Below are 22,410 nucleotides of genomic sequence, written 5' to 3' on the forward strand. Positions count from 1 at the left end.
AAGCGGATGTTCCGCATTGGCTGGCGGCGTTGTATTGGCAGGCACTGGGCATGGCGGTCGGCCGTGGGGATAGTGAGCGTATTGGTGAGTTGTCCGCTATGGGCCGACTTTACCCGCGTGGGGCAACTGCAGAGCAAAGGCTTTGCCGTTAGCGCCGAGGCACGCTTGCTCAATGATGACGCTAACACAGCACCGCTGGCGAGTATTGAGCCGACGAGACAGCTCTCTCCCGCATCGGTTAGCAAGGCGTACTTGGCCGCCGCTGCGTTACAGCGCTTTGGGCCCCAACATCGCTTTACCAGTCGACTGGTAAGTGCTGGGCGTCTTGACGATGGCGTTCTGCGCGGTGATTTAGTGTTTGAGGGAGGCGGCGACCCGGGGCTGACCACCGAAGACATGTGGCGCTTGGTGCAGCGGTTGCAGCAGGCGGGTGTTCGTGAGGTTGAGGGTGCATTAGTGGTTAACCAGTGGCGCTTTGGCCCTGTGGAGTGTATTACCACTGACCGCTGCGATGCGTTATCGCGTGTAGCAAATGCTTACAGCGCTCCACTATCGTCGGCAGGTGTTAATTTCGGTAGCTGGTGTGCCAACGTGGCTCCCGCCTTGGTGCCCGATACGCCGGCGCGTATATCGCTATGTGACGGCCAGTTATTGCAGATGACGATTGAAAACCGGGTAGTGACTAAGCCCGATAACAGCGGCACTGAGATCAACGCCGAACGGATTACCACCGAAAACGGGGATGTGCTGCGCTTGAGTGGTCAAATATCAACCAATGCTCAGGCGCGGGATGTCTATCGTGGCGCGGGCGACGCGGCTGAGGCCACCGCTGAGGTGCTGATGGGAATGCTCCGTCAGGCAGGCATTAACGTTCGCGATACGTGGCGACTGACATCAGAGCGACCGCCCAGTAATGCCCAGCGGCTTGCCGAAGTAGATAGCAAGCCCCTGCAAGAGTTGCTGTTGCGCATCATGAATTACTCAAATAACTATATGGCCGATGTGTTGACCCTCAATCTGATAGAACCCCCTCAGGCACAGCTTCGCCAAGCAGGAGGAGCGCTTGAACGTTATGCTCAGAGCCTGCCAGGGCACGGCCCTGTGACCTTGCACAGTGGCAGCGGCTTGACCACTGAGAATCGCACGTCGGCGCATGGCATTAATGTGATGCTGGCCGAGATGTACCATGAAAGCCCGCTCTTCCCGAGCTTTATTGCGACCTTTCAATCCCCCGCTAACGGCGTGATGCGTTTTATCAGAAGAGGCTCCGATACCTTTCAACACAACGTCATGTTAAAAACCGGTACGTTAAACCAGCCGTTTGCTGTGCGCGCTGCCGCCGGTTACTTTCGTACCGCGCAGGGGCGCTGGGGGGTATTCAGTGTGCTGGTTAACGGTAATGCCAGCACGCCCTATTTAAACTGGTCACAAGTGCTGGATCCGCTGTCGAAAGATCTTGATGCGATGATACTCGCGAATTGACGACTTTATTTTGAGGCAACTGCCATGAAACCAGGGCATACCGGCTTGACGCATTTGGCGCACTCCACGCGCTATTCTTTGAAAGGATTGAAAGCGGCGTTTCACAACGAAGCCGCATTTCGTCAAGAGGTTGCTATTACCGCCATTTTGCTACCGCTAGCCTGGTGGATTGGCGATGGGCCAGTGAGTTGGCTGCTGTTGGTTGGCAGTTGCTTTATCGTATTGATCGTTGAGTTGCTCAACAGTGCGATTGAAAACGTCGTGGATCGCATTGGTACTGAGCACCACGAACTCTCTGGACGGGCTAAAGATATTGGTTCAGCCGCAGTGATGCTGTCATTGATGCTCGCGGGGCTCACCTGGGGGCTGCTAGGCTGGCAAAAATTCATCGGCTAGCCTCTAGGGCAGCGAGGTCATTATGCAACTCAATGAAGCGTTTTTACCGTTTGACACCTTACCCAAAGCGCTTCAACCGGTGACCGAGAAAGCGTGGCAGCGGTTATGTGAGGCGCTTTCACAGGCGGATAACGTGGCCGAAATGAGCGATCAGCCGCTGCCATCCGCTGACTGGTCAGCCCTTTCAGCCGAGCGTCGTAGGTCGTTGGCGCGTGTATTAGCCATCTCTCGCTTTGCGCTGGATACGTTGATCCGTTATCCCCACTGGCTGGCGACGCTAGACAGCGGCGGCGAGCTGGATGCCACGCCCACTCGAGAAGACCAGGCCCGATTACTCTCTGATGCGTTAGACGAGGCCGACGATGAGGACGCCATGCAGCGCGCCATTCGGCGCTTTAGACGTGCGCGTATGCTGGCTATCGTATGGCGCGACCTCAACCGGCCGGCGGGTTACACCATGTGGGATACTGCCCGTGCGGTTTCCCAGCTGGCAGAAATTTGTCTTGAGGCGGCGCTTGCCTGGCTCGAGCAGTTTTATGCCCCGCGCTGGGGATTGCCAGCGCTAACCTGTGATGGTGAACCCCAGCGTCTGGTAGTGCTTGGCATGGGCAAGCTAGGCGCCGGGGAGCTTAATTTATCCTCGGATATCGATCTTATTTTTGCGTTTGCTGAAAACGGTGAAACCCAGGGCGGCCGCAAATCATTGGAGCACCAAGAATATTTCACCAAATTAGGCCAGAAATTAATCGCTGCTTTGGATGCCATGACCGCTGATGGTTTTGTCTTCCGTGTCGACATGCGCTTACGTCCGTTAGGTGACGGTGGGCCACTGGTGGGCAGTTTTGCGATGCTGTCCAGCTACTATCAGGATCAGGGCCGCGAGTGGGAGCGCTATGCCATGCTCAAGGCGCGTCCGGTAGCAGGGGATACCTCGGCAGGTGCAGAGCTACTCGCGAGCCTGCGGCCCTTTGTTTACCGCCGGTACCTGGATTTTGGAGCGATTGAATCGCTGCGTGAACTAAAGGCGATGATCAATCGTGAAGTAAAGCGCAAGGGTATGCAGCACAACATCAAACTGGGGCCTGGCGGTATTCGTGAGGTCGAGTTTGTGGTTCAGGCGTTTCAACTGATTCGCGGCGGGCGTGACACCGAGCTTCAGGTGGCCTCGTTATACGTAGCGTTAACGCGCTTGCCGGCACTTGGGCTTCTGCCTCAAACGGTGGTAGACGACCTGCTACCTGATTACGCATTTCTGCGTGATATCGAGCACGCGCTGCAAGCTCTGGAAGACCGCCAAACACAAACGCTGCCCGACGAGGAAGCCGACCGTGAACGGGTGGCGTTTGCCATGGGGCACGATGATTGGCCAAGTCTGGTTCACCAGTTAGAAGAAGTGCGCGAGCGCGTCCGCCAGCATTTCGATGCGGTGATTGCCGAGCCCGAGGAGGAAGTAGAAAACGCCAGCGACGAACAAACGCTTGGGCTTGACCAGTGGCGGTTGCTATGGCGCGGTGAGTTGGAGCAAGAAGATGCTTTGGCCCAGCTGGAGCAAGCCGGCTTTAAGGCGCCAGACAAGATACTCACTCGGCTGTCTCGTCTGTATCAATCGCGCCAAGTGCAAAGCATGCAGCGGATTGGCTTTGAGCGTTTGGATGCGTTAATGCCACTTCTGTTGGATGCCGTTGCCGACAATGACACCCCCGATACCGCGCTTTCGCGCGTTCAACCGCTTATTGAAGCCGTTCTGCGGCGTACGGCATATTTGGCCCTGTTGCGCGAGAATCCTCACGCGCTTGAGCACTTGATGCGGCTATGCGCTGCTAGCCCGTGGATTGCCGAGCAGCTGGCCCGTTACCCAATTCTGTTGGATGAATTGCTGACCCCCGACACCTTGTATACGCCAGCCGACAAAGGCCGCTTGGCGGATGAGCTGCGCCAAACGCTGAACCGGCTTCCCGAGGATGATGAAGAAGCACAGCTAGAGGCGTTACGAGTCTTTAAACATGCTCAAATGCTGCACGTGGCAGCCTCTGATATCGCGGGCACCCGGCATCTGATGAAAGTAAGTGATTACTTAACTTACATCGCCGAGGTCATTCTGGATGCTGTCTTGGCGATGGCCTGGAAGCACCTTGCCACTAAGCATGGCGTGCCGAGTGGCTATAGTACGCGGGAACCCGCGTTTTTGATTATCGGCTACGGCAAGCTAGGAGGTATTGAACTGGGCTATGGATCTGATCTGGACTTGGTCTTCCTCCACGACAGCGATGGCAAGGGAGCAACCGATGGGCCACGGCCTATCGATACGCCGGTATTTTTTACCCGGCTAGGCCAGCGGATTATTCATTTGCTGACGGCTATCACCCCAACAGGCAGCCTCTACGAAGTTGATATGCGCCTTAGACCCTCGGGTAATTCCGGCTTGCTGGTCACCTCGCTTTCGGCCTTTGCCGAGTATCAGCGTCAGCAAGCCTGGACCTGGGAACATCAGGCACTGGTTCGCGCGCGGGTGGTTGCGGGTAATGAGACGCTGGCGGATAAGTTTGACCAACTGCGTGGGGACATTTTAGGGCGCGAGCGGGATACTAACGCGCTGCGCGATGATGTGGTCAACATGCGCCACAAAATGCGCGAACACCTTGCCACCAAAACTGAGGACGGCAGCTTCAACCTGAAGCACGATGCCGGTGGCATGGTGGATATTGAATTCCTCTGTCAATACGCGGTGTTAGCACTTGCTAACCAGACACCTGCGCTGCTGACATATCGTGACAATATCCGCATTTTAGAGACCTTGGCTGAGAGTGAGCACTTACCGCAGGAAGAGGCAGAGCGGCTGCGCGAAGCGTATTTAGCGTACCGTAGTGCCACCCATCGGGCCGCGTTAACCGGTGATAAAGCGGTTGGCCGGGCCGCTGATTATGAGGCTCACCGCGAGGTGGTGACCTCGCTATGGCAGCGTTTTCTGGAGCCTTAACGGCACGCAAGGATATTCGATGAACGGCAGGTTACAGGGAAAGAGGGCGCGATGATTGGCAACATTCTCGCTACGTTGCTGCCCGTGTTTTTAATTGCTGGGGCAGGTGCAGCATATGGGCGTTTTCGCACCCCGGACATTCGCAGCTTAAACACGCTGAACATGGAATTGTTTGTACCGCTTTTGGTGTTTGCGGTACTGGCCGACCGACAGGCACCATTGGCTGATTACGCCTGGCTGGCAGGCGCTGCCGTGATGGTGGTATTGGGGTCTGGCGTGCTGTTGTGGCCGCTCGCCCGCTGGCTGCATCTGGATGTTAAAACCTTTCTGCCGCCGATGATGTTCAATAACGCCGGCAATATGGGCGTTCCTTTGCTAGTGCTGGCTTTCGGTGAACAGGCACTTCCGGCGGCGGTGGTGGTGTTTATCGTCGAAATGTTGTTGCATTTTTCGGTGGGGCTTTACATGCTCAATCCACGTACTTCACTGTGGCGTTTGCTACGCATGCCGATTGTGGCAGCGAGTCTGGCGGGGCTGGCTATCAATATAAGCGGGCTGCCCCTGCCAGTGTGGCTATTAGACGCCATGAATATGCTAGGCGGGGTATGTATCCCGTTAATGCTGTTTGCCCTTGGGGTGCGATTACTCGATATTGACTTCAGCGATTGGCGTACCGGTCTACTCGGTGCGTTGCTTTGCCCGTTATCGGGACTCGTCATTGCACTACCGTTAATTGTACTGTTGCCGCTTAATAGCTTACAGGCGGCTGTGCTGCTGGTATTTGCTGCATTACCGCCTGCCGTGTTGAATTACTTAGTGGCCGAGCAATATCGTTTAGCCCCCCAGAAAGTGGCTTCCATCGTATTGATCGGCAACCTGGGTAGTTTAATCGTGATGCCACTGACGCTTGCAGCCGCGTTCATTTGGCTTCACGCGCCTCAATAGTCAGTTCTAGCCGCGATATCATAGGGCGAGTATCAACCGTCGGCGTTATTTTGTGTCATTGCCCGCTTTCTCTGCCGCGTCGTTTTTAATTTCGTACTGTCCTTCCAAAACGTCATGGCGGCCAGTGCCTGATGAGGGCCCAGAGCGGTTTCCACCGATATCCTGGGCTTGTTGGGCGCGCATCTGCTCCATACGTTTTTTCATCTTATGGCGGACAAACGGCATCATTGCCCAGCCGATGAGTAGGAAAAACAAACCCAATACGACGCCGACAATCATCAGCGCGCCAAACGCCAGCCAAGTGAATAAAAGCTTTAGGCTGCCCATGACGCCATTTGGCTGGGTCTTTGCAGCTCGGGCGCGCCACTGATGAGCGGCCTGCCAAGCGGCGTTACGTTGATCTCGATTCATTTGTGGCATTGATGCCTCCTCAATCGGTACAGCCTTTGGAACGCGTCCGTTGGGGAGAGTTCAGGCAACGCGTTAAATCGCCGTTACATGCAATGCGGCCATGCAGGTGTTACGATTTTCATCAGGCGCAAGTAATTGGCGCCCCATGTTTATCTGACAGGGTGTTTATATGGCGAATCATGGAGGAAAGTCGGTATTTATCGCCTCGACGGTAATTATCTTTGGCTTGGTGGTTATAGGGGCGTCCTTTCCCGAAAGCTTTGGCAGTGCTGCCGAAGCCGCATTAACCACCATTACCGAGCTATTTGGCTGGTTTTATCTATTTTCTGTTTTTGGCTTTGTGGTGTTTTTGTTTGGCCTGGCGCTTAGCAAGTACGGCAAGGTGCGCTTGGGGCCGCAGGATAGTCGGCCTAGCTACAGCTTTTTTTCCTGGATCAGCATGCTGTTGGCCGCCGGGTTTGGTGTTGGGCTTGTGTTCTACGGTATGGCCGAACCCATGCTGCATTATATCGACCCTCCTTATGGAGATATGTCGGCAGAAACCGAAGCCTCAGCGCGCTATGCCATCCAATACAGCTACTTTAACTGGGGCATTCATCAGTGGGCCGCGTTCTCTGTGGTGGGGCTGATCATTGCCTACTTTCAGTTTCGCAAGGGCCAAGCGGGGCTGGTGTCGTCAGTGCTTTCCTCGGTAACGGCGAAGTATCCCAACGTCCGCCCCTATGCCTCATGGCTCGATGTGTTTGCCGTTGTTGCTACGGTCATGGGGGTGGCGACTTCTTTAGGCCTTGGCGTTTTGCAAATGAACGGCGGGTTGAATGCCGTCTTTGGGTTGCCGGAAAACGGCTTTTGGCAGTTTGTTATCCTGTTTGTGATGTTTTGCGCCTACATGCTCTCTACGTGGTCGGGGCTCGATAAAGGCATTAAGCGTTTGTCGAACCTTAACATGATCCTGTGTATCGGCTTGATGCTCTATGTGCTGGTTACCGGACCGACCATCGCCATCCTTGAAACCATCACAGTAGGCATTGGAGACTATCTGCAAAACTTTATTGGTATGAGCTTGCGCACCGCACCCTATAGCGATGAGACCTGGGCCAGCAGTTGGACCATTTTCTACTGGGCATGGGTAATTGCCTGGTCGCCGTTTGTGGGTACGTTTGTGGCTCGCGTATCGCGGGGGCGTACGATCAAGGAATATGTGTTTGGCGTGCTACTGGTGCCACCGATGCTCGCTTGTTTGTGGATCGGGGTGTTTGGCGGTGCTGCGCTTAACATGGAAATTGTCGGCAACGACATTGGTTTGGCAGCGGCTACCCAGGACAATATCACTGTGGCGCTGTTCGAAATGTTTGATCTGATGCCGTTTTCCGGGGTGCTGTCAGTCATCGCTATCATGCTGATTTTTATCTTCCTGGTGACGTCCGCTGATTCGGCGTCTTATATCGTGGCGCAAATGACCGATAATGGCTCTATCAATCCACCGCTGTATAAGCGCGTGATATGGGGTGTCCTGATCGCTGCGATCTGCTTTACGCTGATTGTGGCGGGAGGGCTCACCGGGTTGCAGTCGGCGTCGGTGCTCTCGGCGCTGCCCTTCACTTTTATTCTTTATATGATGGTAATTGTACTGGTGCGTGAGCTACGAGCTGACCGCAAAGCGATGCTTACTCAGCTATACCGTCGTTACGGTGAAACCCCCGTGGGTGCCGACGCCTTTGAAGCAGAAGAGCTGGGCGAAGAAGAACGCTTACGCCGTGCACCGAACGTTGTTAACCGGCGCATAAATCATTAGAGGACATCCCATGAAGGGTAACGATTGATGGCCAAGCAAGCGCGGCACGGCGCGACGCGGAGGAAGTCCAAAGGGGCCGTGTTTGATCGCTGGCTAGACCGTGCCGTGTGTGTCGCTGTTATTACGGCGCTGGTCGTTGGGCTTGCCGCTGTGATTGCCCATTGGTGGCTTTGATTCACTTATATTGGCGTTGACCGGCGCGTTATGCCCCGTTTGTGTATCGCCCTTTACGCGATACGCGGGCGGGCTTCTATGCGGTTTCGCCCCAGGTGCTTGGCGTGATACAGATGCTGGTCAGCTTGAGCCAACAGTGCCGTTGCACTAATAGTGGCGTGGGTCGATGTGCTGGCGACGCCCATGCTGGCGGTTAAGTGCGTGTGCGTACTCGAGTAAGCATGAGGGATGGATAGTGACAGCACCCCTTGGCGTAAACGCTGAGCAACTCCCAGCGCTGCCTTTTCATCTTTGTTGGGTAATACGCACACAAACTCTTCCCCGCCATAGCGCGCCAGCAGGTCAGTTGCCGGATCGATGCAGTGATTAAGCACCTGCGCTACTGCGCGCAGAGTGTCATCGCCCATGGCATGGCCGTAATGGTCGTTAAATTCTTTAAAATTGTCGATATCGATAAAGATAATCGCTAACGGCTGCGCGTGCTGTTGAGCGTGTTGCCATTGCTGCTGATAAAACAGGTCGAAATGACGCCGGTTGGCAACACCGGTGAGTCCATCAATATGGGATAAATGATGGAGCTGGTCGCGTTGGTGTAACCCCTGCTGAAATGCCTGCAATAAATCGTCGAGACTATCGACCAAATGGCCCAGCTCATCATGGCGATGACCCGGCAGTTGCGGTTTAGCCCACTGACCAGGGCGCTCAGGGTCGGTATGCGTGATGGCATCATGCACCTTGAGCAGCGGGCGGGTAATGAAGTAATGGAAAAAGGCAATAATTAGCAGGCTTAAAATAAACGCTTCCATCACGCTCGACCCTACCACCGAGATGCTGCGCTCCAGGAATTGTTGAGTCAGGCTCTGTTCATCGAGCCGAAGCTCGACCTCACCCACCACGGCGTCTGGCAAATCGGCGCCTACAAAATAATTGAGCGGAACACGGTAGTCCAGCATATCGCCAAACAGCCGTTGGCTGAGCCAGCTCGACTCAACCGGCGTGCTGGGCGAAAACTCGGCAAGTGTGCTGCCGAAATCATCGCGGATCGCCACTTCGGCGATTTCGTTATCGCTGAATAATCCATAGGCGATTTGGTGGGCCAAGTCCGGGTTCAATTGAAAAGCGGCTTCGGCGGCGGCCCCATTGATGATGGCGAGCTGTTGCTCAACGCGCTGAGCCACATCCTGGCGCATCGAGGACACGTGATTAAAAAGCTCCGTACCGCCCGCTATGGCGCTGATTAAGATAGCCAGCAGCAAAGTGAGTATCGCTTGCTTGGACGTTAGGCTGCCCAAGCGAATTGGCATGCGTGTTTTATTCATGGCGAGGAGGCCTCGCTAAGAGCAGGAAGATGATGCTGTAGTCGCGTGATCACATGCTTGGGCACGCTGGGGTGGCAGGCAAGGTACAGCGGAGCGCGATAAAACGTAAACAAATGCGTTAATGCGACGTCTTGAGCATTGGCCAAATATTCGCCAGTCGCTTTGCCCGTTACGATGATATCCACCAGGCCAGCGCTTAAGCGTGCTAGGTTCTCGCGTTCATTACGAGCGCGCAGAACCTTGATGCCTTGAGCGGCAATGTAATTACCCACGGCGTCTTCGCGGAAACTACCTACGCGAAAGTTAGCTAATTCGTCCGTTGAGCTTACCTTAATGTCGCGGCCAGTAAGACGGAACGCCGCCCACTCGTTCACTGCCAGGGGGCCTGCCCAGCGGAAAAGAGGCTCGCGTTCAGCGGTTCGAGTCGTGGAGTAAACGCAGTGCTGCTCGCGCAAGCGTGCAGCGGTATAGGCTCTTGCCCATGGCAGCAGTCGAAACTCAGCGTCGATATCCGCCGAGCGTAACGCCGTGCGTAATACCTTGGTGGCGCTGCCAATAATCTGTCCTTGCTCGCTTGCATAGTTAAAGGGTGGGTAATCTTCAGTATTGATGACCAGTGACGCAGCGCTGAGCGGCAGGCTCACGGCCAATAGCAGCGGCCCACATAGCGCTACCCAGCTTCTAATGACGCGGTTGCGAGGTAACCGGCTAGTCTCCATGGTGGGTAACCTCGCGATCTGTTGGCCCCGCACGAACAGCGTCAAATGCTTGCTGCAGCCGATCAACCAACGCTTGGTCAGTGGCCGGGTTAATAGCAAAGTATAAGTCTGATTCGCTTAACGTATGCACGGCGTTTAACTGCTTGGCGTCAAGGCCCTCCTGGCTGGCAATCCAGCGCGCTACTTCAGCGCTGTAGGCCCATAAATCGACCCGACCACGTTGCAACATGTGAAGTGCGCTGCGGTTATCGATGGCCGGGCGGAGTAATTCGGCGGGGTAACCGGCCTCGCTCAATGCGTGGGCGCCGATGTCTTCGCGGATGATGGCAACGCTTAACTGTTGGCGAATTGCGTCGTCCAGCGAGGTGAGGCGTGCTACCTCGTCTTGCCATGCCAACAGCACTACACGGTCGCGGGCGATGGGGCCAATCCAATTGAAGTGTGATTCTCGAGAGGGGGTGCGGGTGGTTGAAAAGAGCACAGTGTTGGGTTCGCTTTGCGCTAACTCGTAGCCACGTACCCAGGGATAGTAAAGGATATCCCGACGCTTAAACGGCGAGCCTGCGTGTTCAAACATTGTCTCAAGCAGCGTTACCGCACGGCCTTTTAACTGGCCGGTCTGTTCGTCGAGATAATTGTAAGGGGGGTACTCTTCAGTCACAAAGGTGAGCGATGTGAGGGCAGCAGGAGCGCCATTAGCGAGCGCTAACGGCGCAAAGAAGCACAGCAGCCCAACTAGCCACTGCCCCTTTACGGACTTTCGAAGACAACTCAGCACCCCTGCTCTCTGCATGTGTCCACGTCCCTGTTATTATCTAGTCAATCAAACTTAGAGCAAGCGGCAGTAACTGTCATCTCTATTCTTCCAACGTTAGATGTGTCGCTTTTACACGCCAACCTGATACGCTAAGTGCCTTGCTAGCTGGTGAGAGAAACCAACGTGCGCGCTCAACCTAATATTGCTGCTTCTGGCTTTGCTTCGCGCCGTGAAATTTTCGGCTGGGCGATGTTCGATTTTGCCAATCAAGCCTATACGTTGCTGATCATTACCGTGGTGTTCGGCGAATTGTTTACCACAGTGATCGTCGGAGACCGTGGTGATGATTTTCGTCTTGCTAATCTGTTGTGGAGCCTCGCTCTCGCCATTAGTTACCTCTTGGTGGTAGTGACTGCACCACTATGCGGCGCAGTTATGGATGCGCGTGCCGAAAAAAAACGTTTTCTATTTTTTAGCTATTTAGCCACCGTTGGCGCCACCGCCATGCTGTATTTCGTTGCGCCAGGTTATGTGGTGCTGGGGCTTGCGCTCATCATCATTTCGAATTATGCCTATTCAATGGGTGAGTCGTTTATTGCGGCTTTTTTGCCTGAGCTGGGCCCGCCCAATGCGTTGGGTAAGATTTCTGGGTTTGGCTGGGCGCTAGGGTATATTGGTGGGCTGTTTGCGGCAGGCTTTACGCTTGTAGTGCTGGGGGAGGCGAATGAAGAAAACTTCGAACGCATTCGCTGGGTAGGGCCCTTCGCAGCAGGCTTTTTCCTGATAGCGGCGATCCCGACCTTTATTTGGTTGAAAGAACGTTCGACCCCGCAGCCCCATACGGACGCTTATTGGCAGATGGCGTATCGGCGTGTGGCCACTACCTTTCACGAACTAAAACACTTCAGAGACTTATCGGTCTTTCTGGTGTCGCTGCTATTTTCCATGGCGGGGGTCTATATCATCATTGCCTTCGCCTTTATTTATGGGGCGCAGGTGATTGGTTGGGAGGCCAGCGTGCGCAATATTATGTTCATTATTGTGCAAATCACTGCAGCAGCGGGTGCATTGGGGTTTGGCTGGATTCAGGACCGTCTCGGTGCCAAGCACACCTATCAAATTACCCTGGCGCTATGGGTATGCGCCATTGTCGCTATCTGGTTGACACCACAGTTTACCGATTGGGTGAACCAGGCCACCGATTGGCAATGGCAAGCCCAGTACGTCTTTTTGTTCGTTGGGTGCTTGGCAGGGCTAAGCCTGGGTTCCAGCCAGTCGGCAAGCCGAACATTAGTGGGCCTATTCTCGCCCACCACCAAGTCAGCGGAGTTCTTTGGTTTTTGGGGACTGGCCAACAAGTTGGCGGGTGTTATCGGTATTATATTGTTGGGAGGGCTGCAGGCATTGGTAGGCCTCCAGGCGTCTATTTTACTGTGTGCGGTATTGTTCGGCGTGGCGATGCTGATTTGTGCGAAGGTTAATGAAGCTCGCGGCCGTCAAGCGGCGCTTAATTGGCAGCCGTCTCTCTAGCGGCTTGTGTCGGATGTATCGATATGCTTAGCTGCATAGCACAGATCCCAACATAAGGAGTTGATATGGGCATTGAAGTCGGTGGACTATTAGGGCTTATCTGGCTTGTAATTATCGTTTGGGCCATCGTTAAGGTGGCGAAAAGTTCAGCGGGGGGCTTAGCCAAGTTACTGTGGATATTGGCATTGCTATTCTTTCCGCTGGTCGGGCTGATAGTGTGGTTTTTGCTAGGCCCTAAGGGGTAGCGCCACATTTTTGGCGAGGTAGATATGAATAAGGCAGGCCTGAGGCCTGCCTTATTAAGTAAATTAACACGTTAATCGCGGTTAGCTTTGCTCTTCACCAGGAGGCGCTTTGTAATGCCCAGGGATTTTAAGTTTCTCTCCGTTAGGCAGGTCGCGCACTTGGGTAGGAACGTATACGCGTTTAATAACACTTTTTGGCTTGCCACTTCCCATGGCGGTTTCCTCCTGTCAGATTGTCGACAGTTTGCAACACTACATTAGCTGTCGTTGTGACAAGAATCAAGCCATGGCCACTGGGCTAAATAGATAAGAATAGGCAGATTGCGTCGCTTAGCAGGCGCTGGGGCACTTTTGAGGTATCCTGGGAACAAACACAAGCAGCCTGCTTTTGTGTGGGGGAGGCAGGCGATAAGACATATAGCTTAAGCGGAGTTGACAACTAGGATGGTGGACCACTTAGAAGAACAGTTTCAGGCGCTTGGAAGCCAAGAATCACAAAAGCCTGACTACCCTGACCAGGATCACGTGCTCATTATTGAGGATGACCAGCGCTTGGCAGAGTTGACGCGTGATTACTTAGAAGCCAACGGCTTTCAGGTCACATTGGAGGCTGATGGGGCAAAGGGTGTCGATCGCATCTTGACCCTGCAGCCGGATCTAGTGATTCTTGATTTAATGTTACCGGGGGAAGACGGCCTAGCCATTTGTCGTCGCGTGCGGCCCAATTTCTCGGGGCCAATTATGATGCTGACGGCGCGCACGGACGATTTGGATCAGGTGTTAGGTCTAGAAATGGGCGCTGATGACTATGTGCCTAAACCCGTTCAGCCGCGGGTGCTTTTAGCCCGGATGCGGGCACTATTGCGTCGCGCCGATGGGCCTGCCCCCGGGGGGGAAATACGCCTCCGATTTGAGAATCTTGAAATCGATAATGCCACCCGTGAAGCCTGGCTATCGGGAGAGCGAATCGACTTGACCAGTGCCGAGTTTGACCTGCTCTGGTTACTGGCGCGCAATGCTGGCCGAGTGCTCACTCGGGAAGAAATTTTCAATGATCTTCGAGGCATCAAATACGACGGACAGGACCGCTCGATCGATGTTCGCGTGTCGCGTATTCGTCCCAAAATTGGTGATGACCCCAATCAGCCCCACCGTATCAAAACGGTGCGCAGTAAGGGCTATCTGTTTGTAAAAGACAGTTAATTACACAGAAGGACAGCCTCATGCGAGGGGTGCTCAGCCACGGCTCGTTTTTACGTTTTTATTTGCTGCTGGGTGCCGCACTGTTAACGGTGTTTTTAATTGCTTTAGGCGGGCGCGCTTTTATCGAGCAGATCAGCCGCGAAGATTATCGTGAGGCACTAACGGCACTGCCGATGTCGTTAATGGCGCAGCAACTTGTTGATAGTTCGCCGCAAGAACGCCAAACGCAGCTAAACGTTTGGGGTGAGCAACTTGATATGCAGTTAACCTTGGTGCCACTGGAAGACGCCTCGCTGAGCTACTTTGAACGCGCCCGCTTGGAGCAGGGAAAAGTATTGGTAGCAACGTCCCCCTGGCGGCTACAGCGGCGCCTCCCCGACCAACCCTGGCTGTTACAGGCCGATTTTTCTTCCTGGCGCGAGCAACAATGGCACGCCACCATCGTGATGCTCGGCGCCTGGCTTTCGCCGCTTAGCGTTAGTGAACGTCAAGACAAGCTTGGGGGTTTGCAGCAGGGTAGCTGGCCACTGGCGCTTTCAAACCGACCGCCTAGCGGGTTGAGCGAGGCACAGCAGGCTCAGCTCGCTCGTGGTGAAGTGGTAACGCGGTTAAGCGGTGAGCAACTGTCCATAAGCTTTGTTTATCAACTACCTGACGGCTCGCAGTGGATTGAAGCGGGGCCCGAAACGGGGGGCGCCAACCTGCCGTTTAACCTTCAATTGCCATTGCTGATGGCCTTGATGGTCGTACTGGCGCTGATTATCTATCTGGTAATGCGCAGTATCGAGTCGCGCATGGCGCGACTCGAACTCGCCGCCACGCGTATCGCCAGCGGACGCCTGGAAACACGCGTAAAGGTCGAAAGTGGCGATTTCCTGGGGCGCCTGGGCATGGCCTTCAACGGCATGGCCAATCAGGTGCAGTCGCTGCTACGCGGCCAGCAGGAAATGATCCGGGCCGTGTCCCACGAACTGCGCACGCCGGTGGCGCGCATTCGCTTTGCGGTACAAATGGTCGATGACATGACCGACCAGCCTGCCATCAGGCGCCAACTGCAGGGGATCGATGCCGACATCGCCGAGCTTGATGAGCTGGTCGATGAAATTCTCACCTATGCCCGCCTGGGGGGTGAGACGGTCAACGGGGCGGAGCTCGAAATGTCGCTGGTCGAATGTCGGGCGATGGCCGAGCGGGTGGTGGAGGCGCTCTCGCCGCTCCACGAAGGCTTGGCAATCACCCTGGCGCCGGGGCCTGACATCGAGCTGCTCGGCGAACCGCGCTATCTGCAGCGCGCACTGCAAAATCTGGTCAGCAATGCCTGCCGTTACGGCCAGTCCAAGGTGGTCATCGGTCTGTGGGATGAACCCCATCTGGTGCGCATTGACGTGGAAGACGACGGGCCGGGGATTCCTGCCGATGCCCGGGCCGATGTGTTCAAACCCTTTGCCCGCCTGGACGACAGCCGGGCGCGCAGTTCCGGTGGCTATGGGCTTGGGCTGTCCATTGTGCAGAAGATCATGGCCGGCCACGGCGGCAGCGTGACGGTGGATACCAGCCCCTCCCTGGGCGGCGCGCGGTTTACGCTGCTGATTCCGCGTCGCGAGTCGCCGGTTTGATACCACTCAATACGGCAAACGAGGTTTCTTTCGCCGTGCGCAGAAAATCCTGCATCCACGGCGCCTCCAGCGTCTCCTCCCGAACGGCCGCGTAGAGCGTACTCCACACCCCCTGTTCGCCGAGTTTGACCGCGCTGACGTAGTCGCGCTCCAGGTATTCGGTGAGCGCCCAGTTGGGCAGCGCGCAGACACCCCGCCCGCTGGCGACCAGCTGCATCATCATGATCGTAAGCTCGGCCGTGCGGATTTCCCGCGGGCGTACCTCGGCGGGTGTCAAAAACTGGGTGAAAACGTCCAGCCGGGATTGCTCGACCGGGTAGGTGATCAGGGTTTCCTCGGCCAATGCCTCGGGCGTGACGAAGCTATACGCGGCAAATGGATGCTGACGGGCAACCGCCAGTAACCCCTCGTAGCGGAACAGAGGCGCGTAGTGAACGCCGTCCAGGGGCTGTGGGTCGGCGGTGATGACCAGGTCCAACTGCTCGCGTGCCAGGGCGGGTAGCGGGTCGAAATGATGGCCGCTGGGGATGTCGATTTCCACCTCGGGCCAATGGTCGCGAAAGTAATCCACCGTGGGCATCAGCCACTGAAAACAGCTGTGGCATTCGATAGCCATGTGCAGCCGGCCAAGTTCCGTCCCCGCCATGCGTGCCAGGTCACGCTCGGCTTTGCGCACTTCGGGCAGAATCTGGTCGGCGAGTGCCAGCAGCCTTAGCCCGGCGCGGGTAAATTCAACCGGACGGGTCTTGCGTACAAACAGCGGGCTATCCGCACGGTTCTCTAGGTCTTTCAGCTGGTGCGAGAGTGCCGACTGGGTGAGGTGTACCCGCTCAGCGGCCTCAACCAGTGAGCCGGTCTCGCGCAGCGCGAGGAGGGTGCGTAAATGGCGCAATTCAATCATGGTGAAATTTTTTCATGGTTGGTATTAGAATCTTTAGTTTGATTCACCTATCGGTGGTGCCCAGACTGTACGAAATCATTCACGTTGCAAGGTTTCATCATGACAGTTTCTCATATTCTCGGCTATCCCCGTATTGGTGCCCAGCGTGAGCTTAAAAAAGCCACCGAGGCCTACTGGCAGGGCGACTGCTCTCGTCAGACCCTCGAAGCGACCGGCCGTGAGCTGCGGCTACGCCACTGGCGCGACCAGCAGGCCGCCGGGCTTGATCTGGTCAGCGTCGGCGATTTCGCATTTTATGATCAGGTGCTGAATGTTTCCGTACTGCTGGGTGCGGTGCCCGAGCGCTTCAATGCGAGCCGCGAAGTGGCGGCAGGCGACGTTGACCTGGATGCCGCCTTTCGCATGGCACGGGGGCGCGCACCCAGCGGTGAGCCTGCGCCCGCCTGCGAAATGACCAAGTACTTCGATACCAACTATCACTACCTGGTCCCCGAGCTATACGAAGGGCAGCGCTTTGCGCTTTCCTCCAGTCGGCTCTTCGACGAAGTCGATGAAGCCCTGCGCGCCGGGTTTACCCCCAAGGTCACCCTTACCGGACCGCTGACCTGGTTGTGGTTAGGCAAAGCCAAAGGCAGTGAGTTTGATCGCCTGACGCTGCTCGACAGCGTCCTGGACGTTTACAGTGAAGTGCTGGCACGGCTTGCCACCCAGGGCGTTGAGTGGGTGCAGCTGGATGAGCCTGCGCTGGTGCAGGACCTGCCCCCAGCCTGGCAACAGGCCTTCGAGCGCGCCTACCATCGATTGCAGTCCGCACCCTTGAAGCTGATGGTGGCCAGCTACTTTGGCGGCCTGGACGATAACCTGTCGCTGGCAACCCGGCTGCCGGTGGAGGGGCTACACATTGATGCGGTGCGCGCGCCGCAACAGGTCGACCAGGTGATTGACCGTCTGGGGCCTCATCAGGTGCTGTCGGTGGGCGTTATCGACGGGCGCAATATCTGGCGCGCCGACCTTGCGGCGCTGCTTGAGCGCTTGCGCCCGCTCAAGGTACGCCTGGGGAGGCGGCTCTGGCTGGCGCCCAGCTGTTCGCTGCTGCACGTGCCCGTGGACCTGGCCCAGGAAACCGAACTCGATGAATCGCTGGTCAGCTGGCTGGCCTTTGCCCGCCAGAAACTTGATGAGGTGGTGACCCTGGCCCGCCTGCTCGATCACCGGACGACCGACCTGGACAAGCAGCGGTTAGCGGCGGCCACCCAGGCGCTGGATGCCCGGCGTGATTCAGCGCGCATCCACCAGGCAGCGGTGAATCGACGCGTGGCGGCGGTGACGCCCGGCGACAGCCAGCGTCGCTCTGTTTATGCCGAGCGGGCGAAAGTACAGCGCCGGACGCTGGCGCTGCCGCTGTTTCCGACTACCACGATTGGCTCGTTCCCGCAGACCCATGATATCCGTGCGGCGCGGCGGGCGTTCAAAGCCGGCTCCTTGAGCCAGGCCAACTACGAAGCGCAGATGCGTGCAGAGATTGCCTATGCCGTCGAGCGCCAGGAAGCCCTGGGCCTTGACGTGCTGGTGCACGGCGAAGCCGAGCGTAACGACATGGTGGAATACTTTGGCGAACAGCTGGATGGCTTTGCCTTTACCCGCTTTGGCTGGGTGCAAAGCTACGGCTCCCGGTGCGTCAAACCGCCGATCATCTTCGGCGATGTGACGCGCCCGGCGGCCATGACCGTGCGCTGGAGTGCGTACGCGCAAACGCTCACCGATAAACCCATGAAGGGCATGCTGACCGGCCCGGTGACCATCCTGCAGTGGTCCTTTGTACGCGACGATCAGCCGCGTGAGACCACCTGCCGGCAGATCGCTCTAGCGCTGCGCGACGAAGTCTTGGACCTGGAACGTGCGGGTATCCGGATCATTCAGATCGACGAGCCCGCACTGCGCGAGGGGCTGCCGCTGCGCCAGAGCGCATGGCAGGGCTATCTGGACTGGGCGGTGGAATGCTTCCGGTTAAGCGCCGCCGGCGTTGACGATGCCACCCAAATCCATACGCATATGTGCTATTCGGCGTTCAACGATATTATCGGCGCGATCGCGGCACTGGATGCCGACGTGATCACCATCGAAACGTCGCGCTCGGATATGGAGCTGCTGGAGGTCTTCCAGGACTTTGCCTATCCGAACGACATTGGCCCCGGCGTTTACGACATCCACACGCCGAATATCCCCGACGTGGCCTGGATGGTGGCGCTGATGGAAAAAGCGCTGGACAAGCTTCCCGCCGAGCGGCTGTGGGTCAACCCGGACTGCGGCTTGAAAACCCGTGGCTGGGCGGAAGTGGAGCCTGCGCTGGCCAATATGGTCGAGGCGGCCAGGCAACTGCGCGCGCGTTACGCCTGAGCATAGGGGGCGCGACCCGGTGACGTTAAACCCGGCTCGCGGCCGGGGTTGGTCTGGGACGTGTCAGCTCTTGGTGGCGTAGGCGTAAAGCAGCGTTTCCTGAGCGCTAATGGCATCACCGCCGCCCGGGTCCTGAAGATGGTAGCTGCCGTCGCTCTGGAGCAGCCAGCTTTGGCAGTTATCCACCAGGTAGGTTTCCAGGTCCTTGCGGACCCGGGTGGCGAGCTTCTTATCGAGCAGGGGAAAGCAGGTTTCCACGCGGTGAAACATGTTGCGTGACATAAGGTCAGCGCTCGAGCACCAGATTTCCGGCTTGCCGTCGTTATGAAAATGGAAAACCCGGGTGTGCTCCAGAAAGCGTCCAATGATCGAGCGAACGCGAATGTTGTCCGACACCCCCGGTACGCCGGGCTTCAGGCAGCACATGCCGCGAATGATCAGGTCGCACTCCACGCCTGCCTGGGAAGCACGATAAAGCGCCTTGATCAGCTGCGGCTCGGTCAGCGAGTTGCACTTGATGATGATATGGGCGCGTTTTCCCTTGCTTGCCACCTGGGCTTCACGGTCGATCATTTCCATTAACCGGTCGTGTAGCGTAAACGGCGCGTGGAGCAGCGTATCGATCTTGCGCGCGCGGCCCATTCCCGACAGCTGCTGAAACACCCGATGAACGTCGGCGCACAGCGCCTTGTTGGCGGTCAGCAGACTGTAGTCGGTGTACAGTTTGGCGGTCTTGGAATGGTAGTTGCCGGTGCCCAGGTGCGCGTAGTGGCGCAGTTCGCCCCGCTCGCGGCGCACGATATGCAGCATCTTGGCGTGGATCTTGTAGGCCATGATGCCGTAAATCACGATGGCGCCGGCTTCCTGAAGGCGCGAAGCCAGTTGGAGGTTGTCGGCTTCATCAAAGCGTGCGCGCAGCTCGATGACCACGGTGACTTCCTTGCCCTGGCTAGCGGCATCGACCAGCGCACTGACGATGGGTGAGTCGGCGCCGGTGCGGTAGAGTGTCTGTTTGATGGCCAGAACGTCAGGGTCGCGCGCGGCCTCGCTTAGCAGGTCCTCGATGGGTGAAAACGACTGAAAAGGATGATGCAGCAGCAGGTCCTGTTTGGCGATGGCGTCAAACAGACTGCCGCCTTTCAGCGCCTTGGGCACGCCGGGCGAGTAGGGCCTGTAGAGCAGCTCGGGGCGGTCGACATCGCCCAGCACCGACATCATCCGGGTCAGGTTGACCGGGCCTTGCACGCGGTACAGGTCGCCGTTCTCGAGGCTAAACTGGCGCAGCAGGAAGTTGGTCAGGTCGTCCGGGCAGTTATCGGCGACTTCCAGCCGCACGCCACTGCCGTAGCGCCGAGCCAACAGTTCGCCACGCAGCGCCGAGGCCAGGTCGGAGACCTCTTCCGGATCGACGCTCATGTCGGCATTGCGCGTCAGGCGGAACTGGTAGCAGCCGCGCACCTTCATGCCCGGGAACAGCTCCTCGGCATGGGCGTGAATCATCGAGGAGAGGAATACGTACTCAGTGAAGCCTTCGCTGCACAGGTGCTTGGGCAGGGCCATCAGGCGCGGCAGCGAACGGGGGGCGGGCAGAATCGCCATGCCCCCGGCACGGCCGAAGGCATCCTTGCCTTCAAGCTCGACGATGAAGTTGAGGCTTTTGTTGACCAGGCGCGGGAAGGGATGCGAAGGGTCCAGCCCGATAGGGCTGATCACCGGCATGATGTCGTTGTTGAACAGTTCCTGGACCCAGTCCTTTTGCGCCTTGGTCCACTGATCGCGGCGGCGAAACCGCAGACCTTGGGCTTCCAGGGCGGGCAGCAAGGTATCGTTGAGGATTTCATACTGCCGGACGATTTGCGCGTGGGCGATGTCGGAAATTTCGGCAAGCACCGCCTTGGGAAGCCGCCCATCAGCGCCCGTCGTATCGTCGCCCAGGGCGATTTGGTGCTTAAGCCCGGCGACACGAATTTCGAAGAACTCATCCATGTTGGATGAGAAAATCAGTAAGAACATCAGCCGGTTGAGCAGTGGGTGCGCGTCATCAAGCGCCTGTTCCAATACGCGAATATTGAACTGCAGGTGCGATAGCTCACGGTTGAAATAGAGTTGCGGATCGTCCAGGTCGGTTTCTGGCAGTGCGTCGCGCGCCTGCACACCCGTGGGCGTGCGATTGACGCGCAGCGGGGAGGACTCATTATCACCGCCGCCATGATCATGGAGTGGGTAGGGCGAATTATCAGTGACCTGATCGTCCATGGTGACTGCCTCCGGCGTTAGTCATCTCTGAGCATATCATTGCCTGATACGCGCCTGTTAACGCAGTATGGCGGAGGAAGATGACAAAGACGTGTCACGGCATTGTCATCTACTGTTAGCTTGCCTCAGACACATAGCGTCAACGCTTGGCCGTCAGCAGTCGCGCAGCGTCCAGGGCAAAGTAGCTTAGGATGCCGTCTGCACCGGCGCGCTTGAAGCACATCAGGGACTCCAAAATGACCGTGTCGGCATCAAGCCAGCCGTTGTCGAAAGCGGCGCGATGCATGGCGTATTCACCGCTTACTTGGTATGCGTAGGTAGGAACGCGTAATTCGCTTTTGACCCGCCGCACAACATCCAGGTAGGGCATCCCAGGTTTGACCATCACCATATCGGCCCCTTCGGAAATGTCCATGGCCACCTCATGAAGCGCTTCGTCACTGTTGGCCGGGTCCATCTGATAGGTGCGCTTGTCAGCTTTGCCCAGGTTGGCAGAAGAGCCCACGGCGTCGCGGAAGGGGCCATAATAGTGCGACGCATATTTGGCGCTGTACGCCATGATACGCACGTTATGAAGATGCTCTTGCTCTAGCACCTGGCGAATTGCACCAATACGCCCGTCCATCATGTCCGAGGGAGCGACCACATCAGCACCGGCCTCGGCGTGAGAAAGCGCCTGTTTTAGCAGGGTGTCGACGGTGCGATCATTGATTACGTACCCATGTTCATCGATGATGCCGTCCTGCCCGTGAATGGTATATGGGTCCAGAGCAACATCGGTGATAATGCCCAGCTCAGGTAGTGCCTCTTTAAGTGCGCGTACGCTGCGCTGAACGAGGCCGTTGGCGTTGTAGGCCTCTTCGGCGAGTTCGCTTTTCTGTTCACCGCCGACGACCGGGAACAGCGCGATGGCGGGAATGCCCAATGCATAGGCATCGCGGGCTTGCTCGATCAACAGGTCAATCGACAAGCGCTCTACCCCTGGCATGGAAGCGATGGCCTCGCGCTGCTGGCTGCCTTCCAGCACGAACACCGGCAGAATAAGATCACCAGGCGTCAGCGTTGATTCGCGCATCAAGCGGCGGGAGAAGTCGTCGCGGCGCATGCGTCGCAGACGAGTCGCGGGGAAGTGACGAGGTGTTGGTGTACTCAACGGTATTCTCCACAAAAACTCGCAAATGAGGGTGTCTGTTGGCCTTGGCTGAGTATATCAGCCTTGACCTGCACCGAAAGCCGTCTTGTGGCGCGCCTCAAGACTGACTAAAGTGGCGCAAACGCTGCTGAACG

18 protein-coding genes are annotated in these 22,410 nt (G+C 56.9%); 11 read left to right on the forward strand and 7 right to left on the reverse strand.

Annotated features, from left to right (window positions below):
• Positions 1-6 precede the first annotated feature (6 nt).
• From dacB to GA0071314_RS03235, 4 genes are read left to right on the forward strand one after another with little or no spacing between them, the layout of a single operon-like run.
• A complete protein-coding gene (dacB, locus tag GA0071314_RS03220; RefSeq protein ID WP_074395292.1) occupies positions 7-1,482 on the forward strand; it encodes a D-alanyl-D-alanine carboxypeptidase/D-alanyl-D-alanine endopeptidase in 1,476 nt (491 codons plus the stop codon).
• 24 nt (positions 1,483-1,506) lie between these two features.
• A complete protein-coding gene (locus GA0071314_RS03225; RefSeq protein ID WP_074395293.1) occupies positions 1,507-1,878 on the forward strand; it encodes a diacylglycerol kinase in 372 nt (123 codons plus the stop codon).
• A 22-nt stretch (positions 1,879-1,900) separates the two neighbouring features.
• Entirely contained in the window at positions 1,901-4,855 is a 2,955-nt protein-coding gene (gene glnE, locus GA0071314_RS03230; RefSeq protein WP_074395294.1) for a bifunctional [glutamate--ammonia ligase]-adenylyl-L-tyrosine phosphorylase/[glutamate--ammonia-ligase] adenylyltransferase, read from the forward strand.
• 51 nt (positions 4,856-4,906) lie between these two features.
• Positions 4,907-5,800: an AEC family transporter gene (locus GA0071314_RS03235; RefSeq protein ID WP_074395295.1), complete on the forward strand. Its 894-nt coding sequence runs from the start codon at positions 4,907-4,909 to the stop codon at positions 5,798-5,800.
• A gap of 45 nt (positions 5,801-5,845) precedes the next feature.
• Here the strand turns inward: GA0071314_RS03235 and GA0071314_RS03240 are convergent, their stop codons facing one another.
• Positions 5,846-6,220 (reverse strand): hypothetical protein, encoded by a 375-nt coding sequence (locus GA0071314_RS03240; RefSeq protein ID WP_074395296.1) that lies wholly within the window; start codon positions 6,218-6,220, stop codon positions 5,846-5,848.
• Positions 6,221-6,380: 160 nt separating this feature from the next.
• Between GA0071314_RS03240 and GA0071314_RS03245 the strand changes: the two genes are divergently transcribed.
• Together GA0071314_RS03245 and GA0071314_RS19610 are read left to right on the forward strand one after the other, a co-directional pair.
• Positions 6,381-8,006, forward strand: a complete 1,626-nt coding sequence (locus GA0071314_RS03245) for a BCCT family transporter (protein WP_074395297.1) — start codon at positions 6,381-6,383, stop codon at positions 8,004-8,006.
• A gap of 27 nt (positions 8,007-8,033) precedes the next feature.
• A complete protein-coding gene (locus GA0071314_RS19610) occupies positions 8,034-8,180 on the forward strand; it encodes a hypothetical protein (protein WP_172822082.1) in 147 nt (48 codons plus the stop codon).
• A 53-nt stretch (positions 8,181-8,233) separates the two neighbouring features.
• Here GA0071314_RS19610 and GA0071314_RS03250 read toward each other — a convergent pair whose 3' ends face one another.
• From GA0071314_RS03250 to GA0071314_RS03260, 3 genes are read right to left on the reverse strand one after another with little or no spacing between them, the layout of a single operon-like run.
• Positions 8,234-9,499, reverse strand: a complete 1,266-nt coding sequence (locus GA0071314_RS03250) for a GGDEF domain-containing protein (RefSeq protein ID WP_074395298.1) — start codon at positions 9,497-9,499, stop codon at positions 8,234-8,236.
• A complete protein-coding gene (locus GA0071314_RS03255; protein ID WP_082934193.1) occupies positions 9,496-10,218 on the reverse strand; it encodes a substrate-binding periplasmic protein in 723 nt (240 codons plus the stop codon). Before GA0071314_RS03255 ends, GA0071314_RS03250 begins: the two co-directional genes overlap by 4 nt.
• On the reverse strand, positions 10,208-11,011 hold the full coding sequence (locus tag GA0071314_RS03260) for a substrate-binding periplasmic protein (protein WP_082934194.1): 804 nt from the start codon (positions 11,009-11,011) through the stop codon (positions 10,208-10,210). The genes GA0071314_RS03255 and GA0071314_RS03260 overlap by 11 nt, the downstream gene beginning before the upstream one ends.
• A gap of 213 nt (positions 11,012-11,224) precedes the next feature.
• Here GA0071314_RS03260 and GA0071314_RS03265 point away from each other — a divergent pair, with 213 nt between their 5' ends.
• From GA0071314_RS03265 to GA0071314_RS03280, 4 genes are all read left to right on the forward strand, one after another.
• Positions 11,225-12,505, forward strand: coding sequence for an MFS transporter (locus GA0071314_RS03265; protein WP_082934310.1), 1,281 nt, complete (start codon positions 11,225-11,227; stop codon positions 12,503-12,505).
• Positions 12,506-12,570: 65 nt separating this feature from the next.
• Positions 12,571-12,750 carry a PLDc N-terminal domain-containing protein gene (locus GA0071314_RS03270; protein ID WP_074395300.1) on the forward strand — a complete coding sequence of 60 codons (180 nt, stop codon included), beginning with the start codon at positions 12,571-12,573 and terminating at the stop codon, positions 12,748-12,750.
• Between the two features lie 444 nt (positions 12,751-13,194).
• Positions 13,195-13,953 (forward strand): winged helix-turn-helix domain-containing protein, encoded by a 759-nt coding sequence (locus GA0071314_RS03275; protein ID WP_074395301.1) that lies wholly within the window; start codon positions 13,195-13,197, stop codon positions 13,951-13,953.
• 20 nt (positions 13,954-13,973) lie between these two features.
• A complete protein-coding gene (locus GA0071314_RS03280; RefSeq protein WP_074395302.1) occupies positions 13,974-15,569 on the forward strand; it encodes an ATP-binding protein in 1,596 nt (531 codons plus the stop codon).
• Here GA0071314_RS03280 and GA0071314_RS03285 read toward each other — a convergent pair.
• Positions 15,532-16,470, reverse strand: a complete 939-nt coding sequence (locus GA0071314_RS03285; RefSeq protein WP_027336751.1) for a LysR family transcriptional regulator — start codon at positions 16,468-16,470, stop codon at positions 15,532-15,534. The two genes, GA0071314_RS03280 and GA0071314_RS03285, sit on opposite strands and share 38 nt — an antisense overlap.
• A gap of 99 nt (positions 16,471-16,569) precedes the next feature.
• Between GA0071314_RS03285 and metE the strand changes: the two genes are divergently transcribed.
• The gene (gene metE, locus GA0071314_RS03290; RefSeq protein WP_074395303.1) at positions 16,570-18,867 is read left to right on the forward strand and encodes a 5-methyltetrahydropteroyltriglutamate--homocysteine S-methyltransferase; all 2,298 of its coding nucleotides are present in this window, start codon (positions 16,570-16,572) and stop codon (positions 18,865-18,867) included.
• Positions 18,868-18,930: 63 nt separating this feature from the next.
• Here the strand turns inward: metE and ppk1 are convergent, their stop codons facing one another.
• Together ppk1 and hemB are read right to left on the reverse strand one after the other, a co-directional pair.
• A complete protein-coding gene (gene ppk1 / locus GA0071314_RS03295) occupies positions 18,931-21,123 on the reverse strand; it encodes a polyphosphate kinase 1 (RefSeq protein WP_074395304.1) in 2,193 nt (730 codons plus the stop codon).
• Positions 21,124-21,262: 139 nt separating this feature from the next.
• Entirely contained in the window at positions 21,263-22,276 is a 1,014-nt protein-coding gene (gene hemB, locus GA0071314_RS03300) for a porphobilinogen synthase (protein ID WP_074395305.1), read from the reverse strand.
• Positions 22,277-22,410: the final 134 nt, after the last annotated feature.

It is taken from the genome of Halomonas sp. HL-93 (genome assembly GCF_900086985.1).
Classification (GTDB): domain Bacteria; phylum Pseudomonadota; class Gammaproteobacteria; order Pseudomonadales; family Halomonadaceae; genus Vreelandella.

What these genes read in the sequence shown, in the direction of transcription:
- dacB (WP_074395292.1), top strand. Translation starts at nt 7, where the DNA reads ATGTTCCGCATTGGCTGGCGGCGTTGTATTGGCAGGCACTGGGCATGG.
- GA0071314_RS03225 (WP_074395293.1), top strand. Translation starts at nt 1,507, where the DNA reads ATGAAACCAGGGCATACCGGCTTGACGCATTTGGCGCACTCCACGCGC.
- glnE (WP_074395294.1), top strand. Translation starts at nt 1,901, where the DNA reads ATGCAACTCAATGAAGCGTTTTTACCGTTTGACACCTTACCCAAAGCG.
- GA0071314_RS03235 (WP_074395295.1), top strand. Translation starts at nt 4,907, where the DNA reads ATGATTGGCAACATTCTCGCTACGTTGCTGCCCGTGTTTTTAATTGCT.
- GA0071314_RS03240 (WP_074395296.1), bottom strand. Translation starts at nt 6,220, where the DNA reads ATGCCACAAATGAATCGAGATCAACGTAACGCCGCTTGGCAGGCCGCT.
- GA0071314_RS03245 (WP_074395297.1), top strand. Translation starts at nt 6,381, where the DNA reads ATGGCGAATCATGGAGGAAAGTCGGTATTTATCGCCTCGACGGTAATT.
- GA0071314_RS19610 (WP_172822082.1), top strand. Translation starts at nt 8,034, where the DNA reads ATGGCCAAGCAAGCGCGGCACGGCGCGACGCGGAGGAAGTCCAAAGGG.
- GA0071314_RS03250 (WP_074395298.1), bottom strand. Translation starts at nt 9,499, where the DNA reads ATGAATAAAACACGCATGCCAATTCGCTTGGGCAGCCTAACGTCCAAG.
- GA0071314_RS03255 (WP_082934193.1), bottom strand. Translation starts at nt 10,218, where the DNA reads ATGGAGACTAGCCGGTTACCTCGCAACCGCGTCATTAGAAGCTGGGTA.
- GA0071314_RS03260 (WP_082934194.1), bottom strand. Translation starts at nt 11,011, where the DNA reads ATGCAGAGAGCAGGGGTGCTGAGTTGTCTTCGAAAGTCCGTAAAGGGG.
- GA0071314_RS03265 (WP_082934310.1), top strand. Translation starts at nt 11,225, where the DNA reads ATGTTCGATTTTGCCAATCAAGCCTATACGTTGCTGATCATTACCGTG.
- GA0071314_RS03270 (WP_074395300.1), top strand. Translation starts at nt 12,571, where the DNA reads ATGGGCATTGAAGTCGGTGGACTATTAGGGCTTATCTGGCTTGTAATT.
- GA0071314_RS03275 (WP_074395301.1), top strand. Translation starts at nt 13,195, where the DNA reads ATGGTGGACCACTTAGAAGAACAGTTTCAGGCGCTTGGAAGCCAAGAA.
- GA0071314_RS03280 (WP_074395302.1), top strand. Translation starts at nt 13,974, where the DNA reads ATGCGAGGGGTGCTCAGCCACGGCTCGTTTTTACGTTTTTATTTGCTG.
- GA0071314_RS03285 (WP_027336751.1), bottom strand. Translation starts at nt 16,470, where the DNA reads ATGATTGAATTGCGCCATTTACGCACCCTCCTCGCGCTGCGCGAGACC.
- metE (WP_074395303.1), top strand. Translation starts at nt 16,570, where the DNA reads ATGACAGTTTCTCATATTCTCGGCTATCCCCGTATTGGTGCCCAGCGT.
- ppk1 (WP_074395304.1), bottom strand. Translation starts at nt 21,123, where the DNA reads ATGGACGATCAGGTCACTGATAATTCGCCCTACCCACTCCATGATCAT.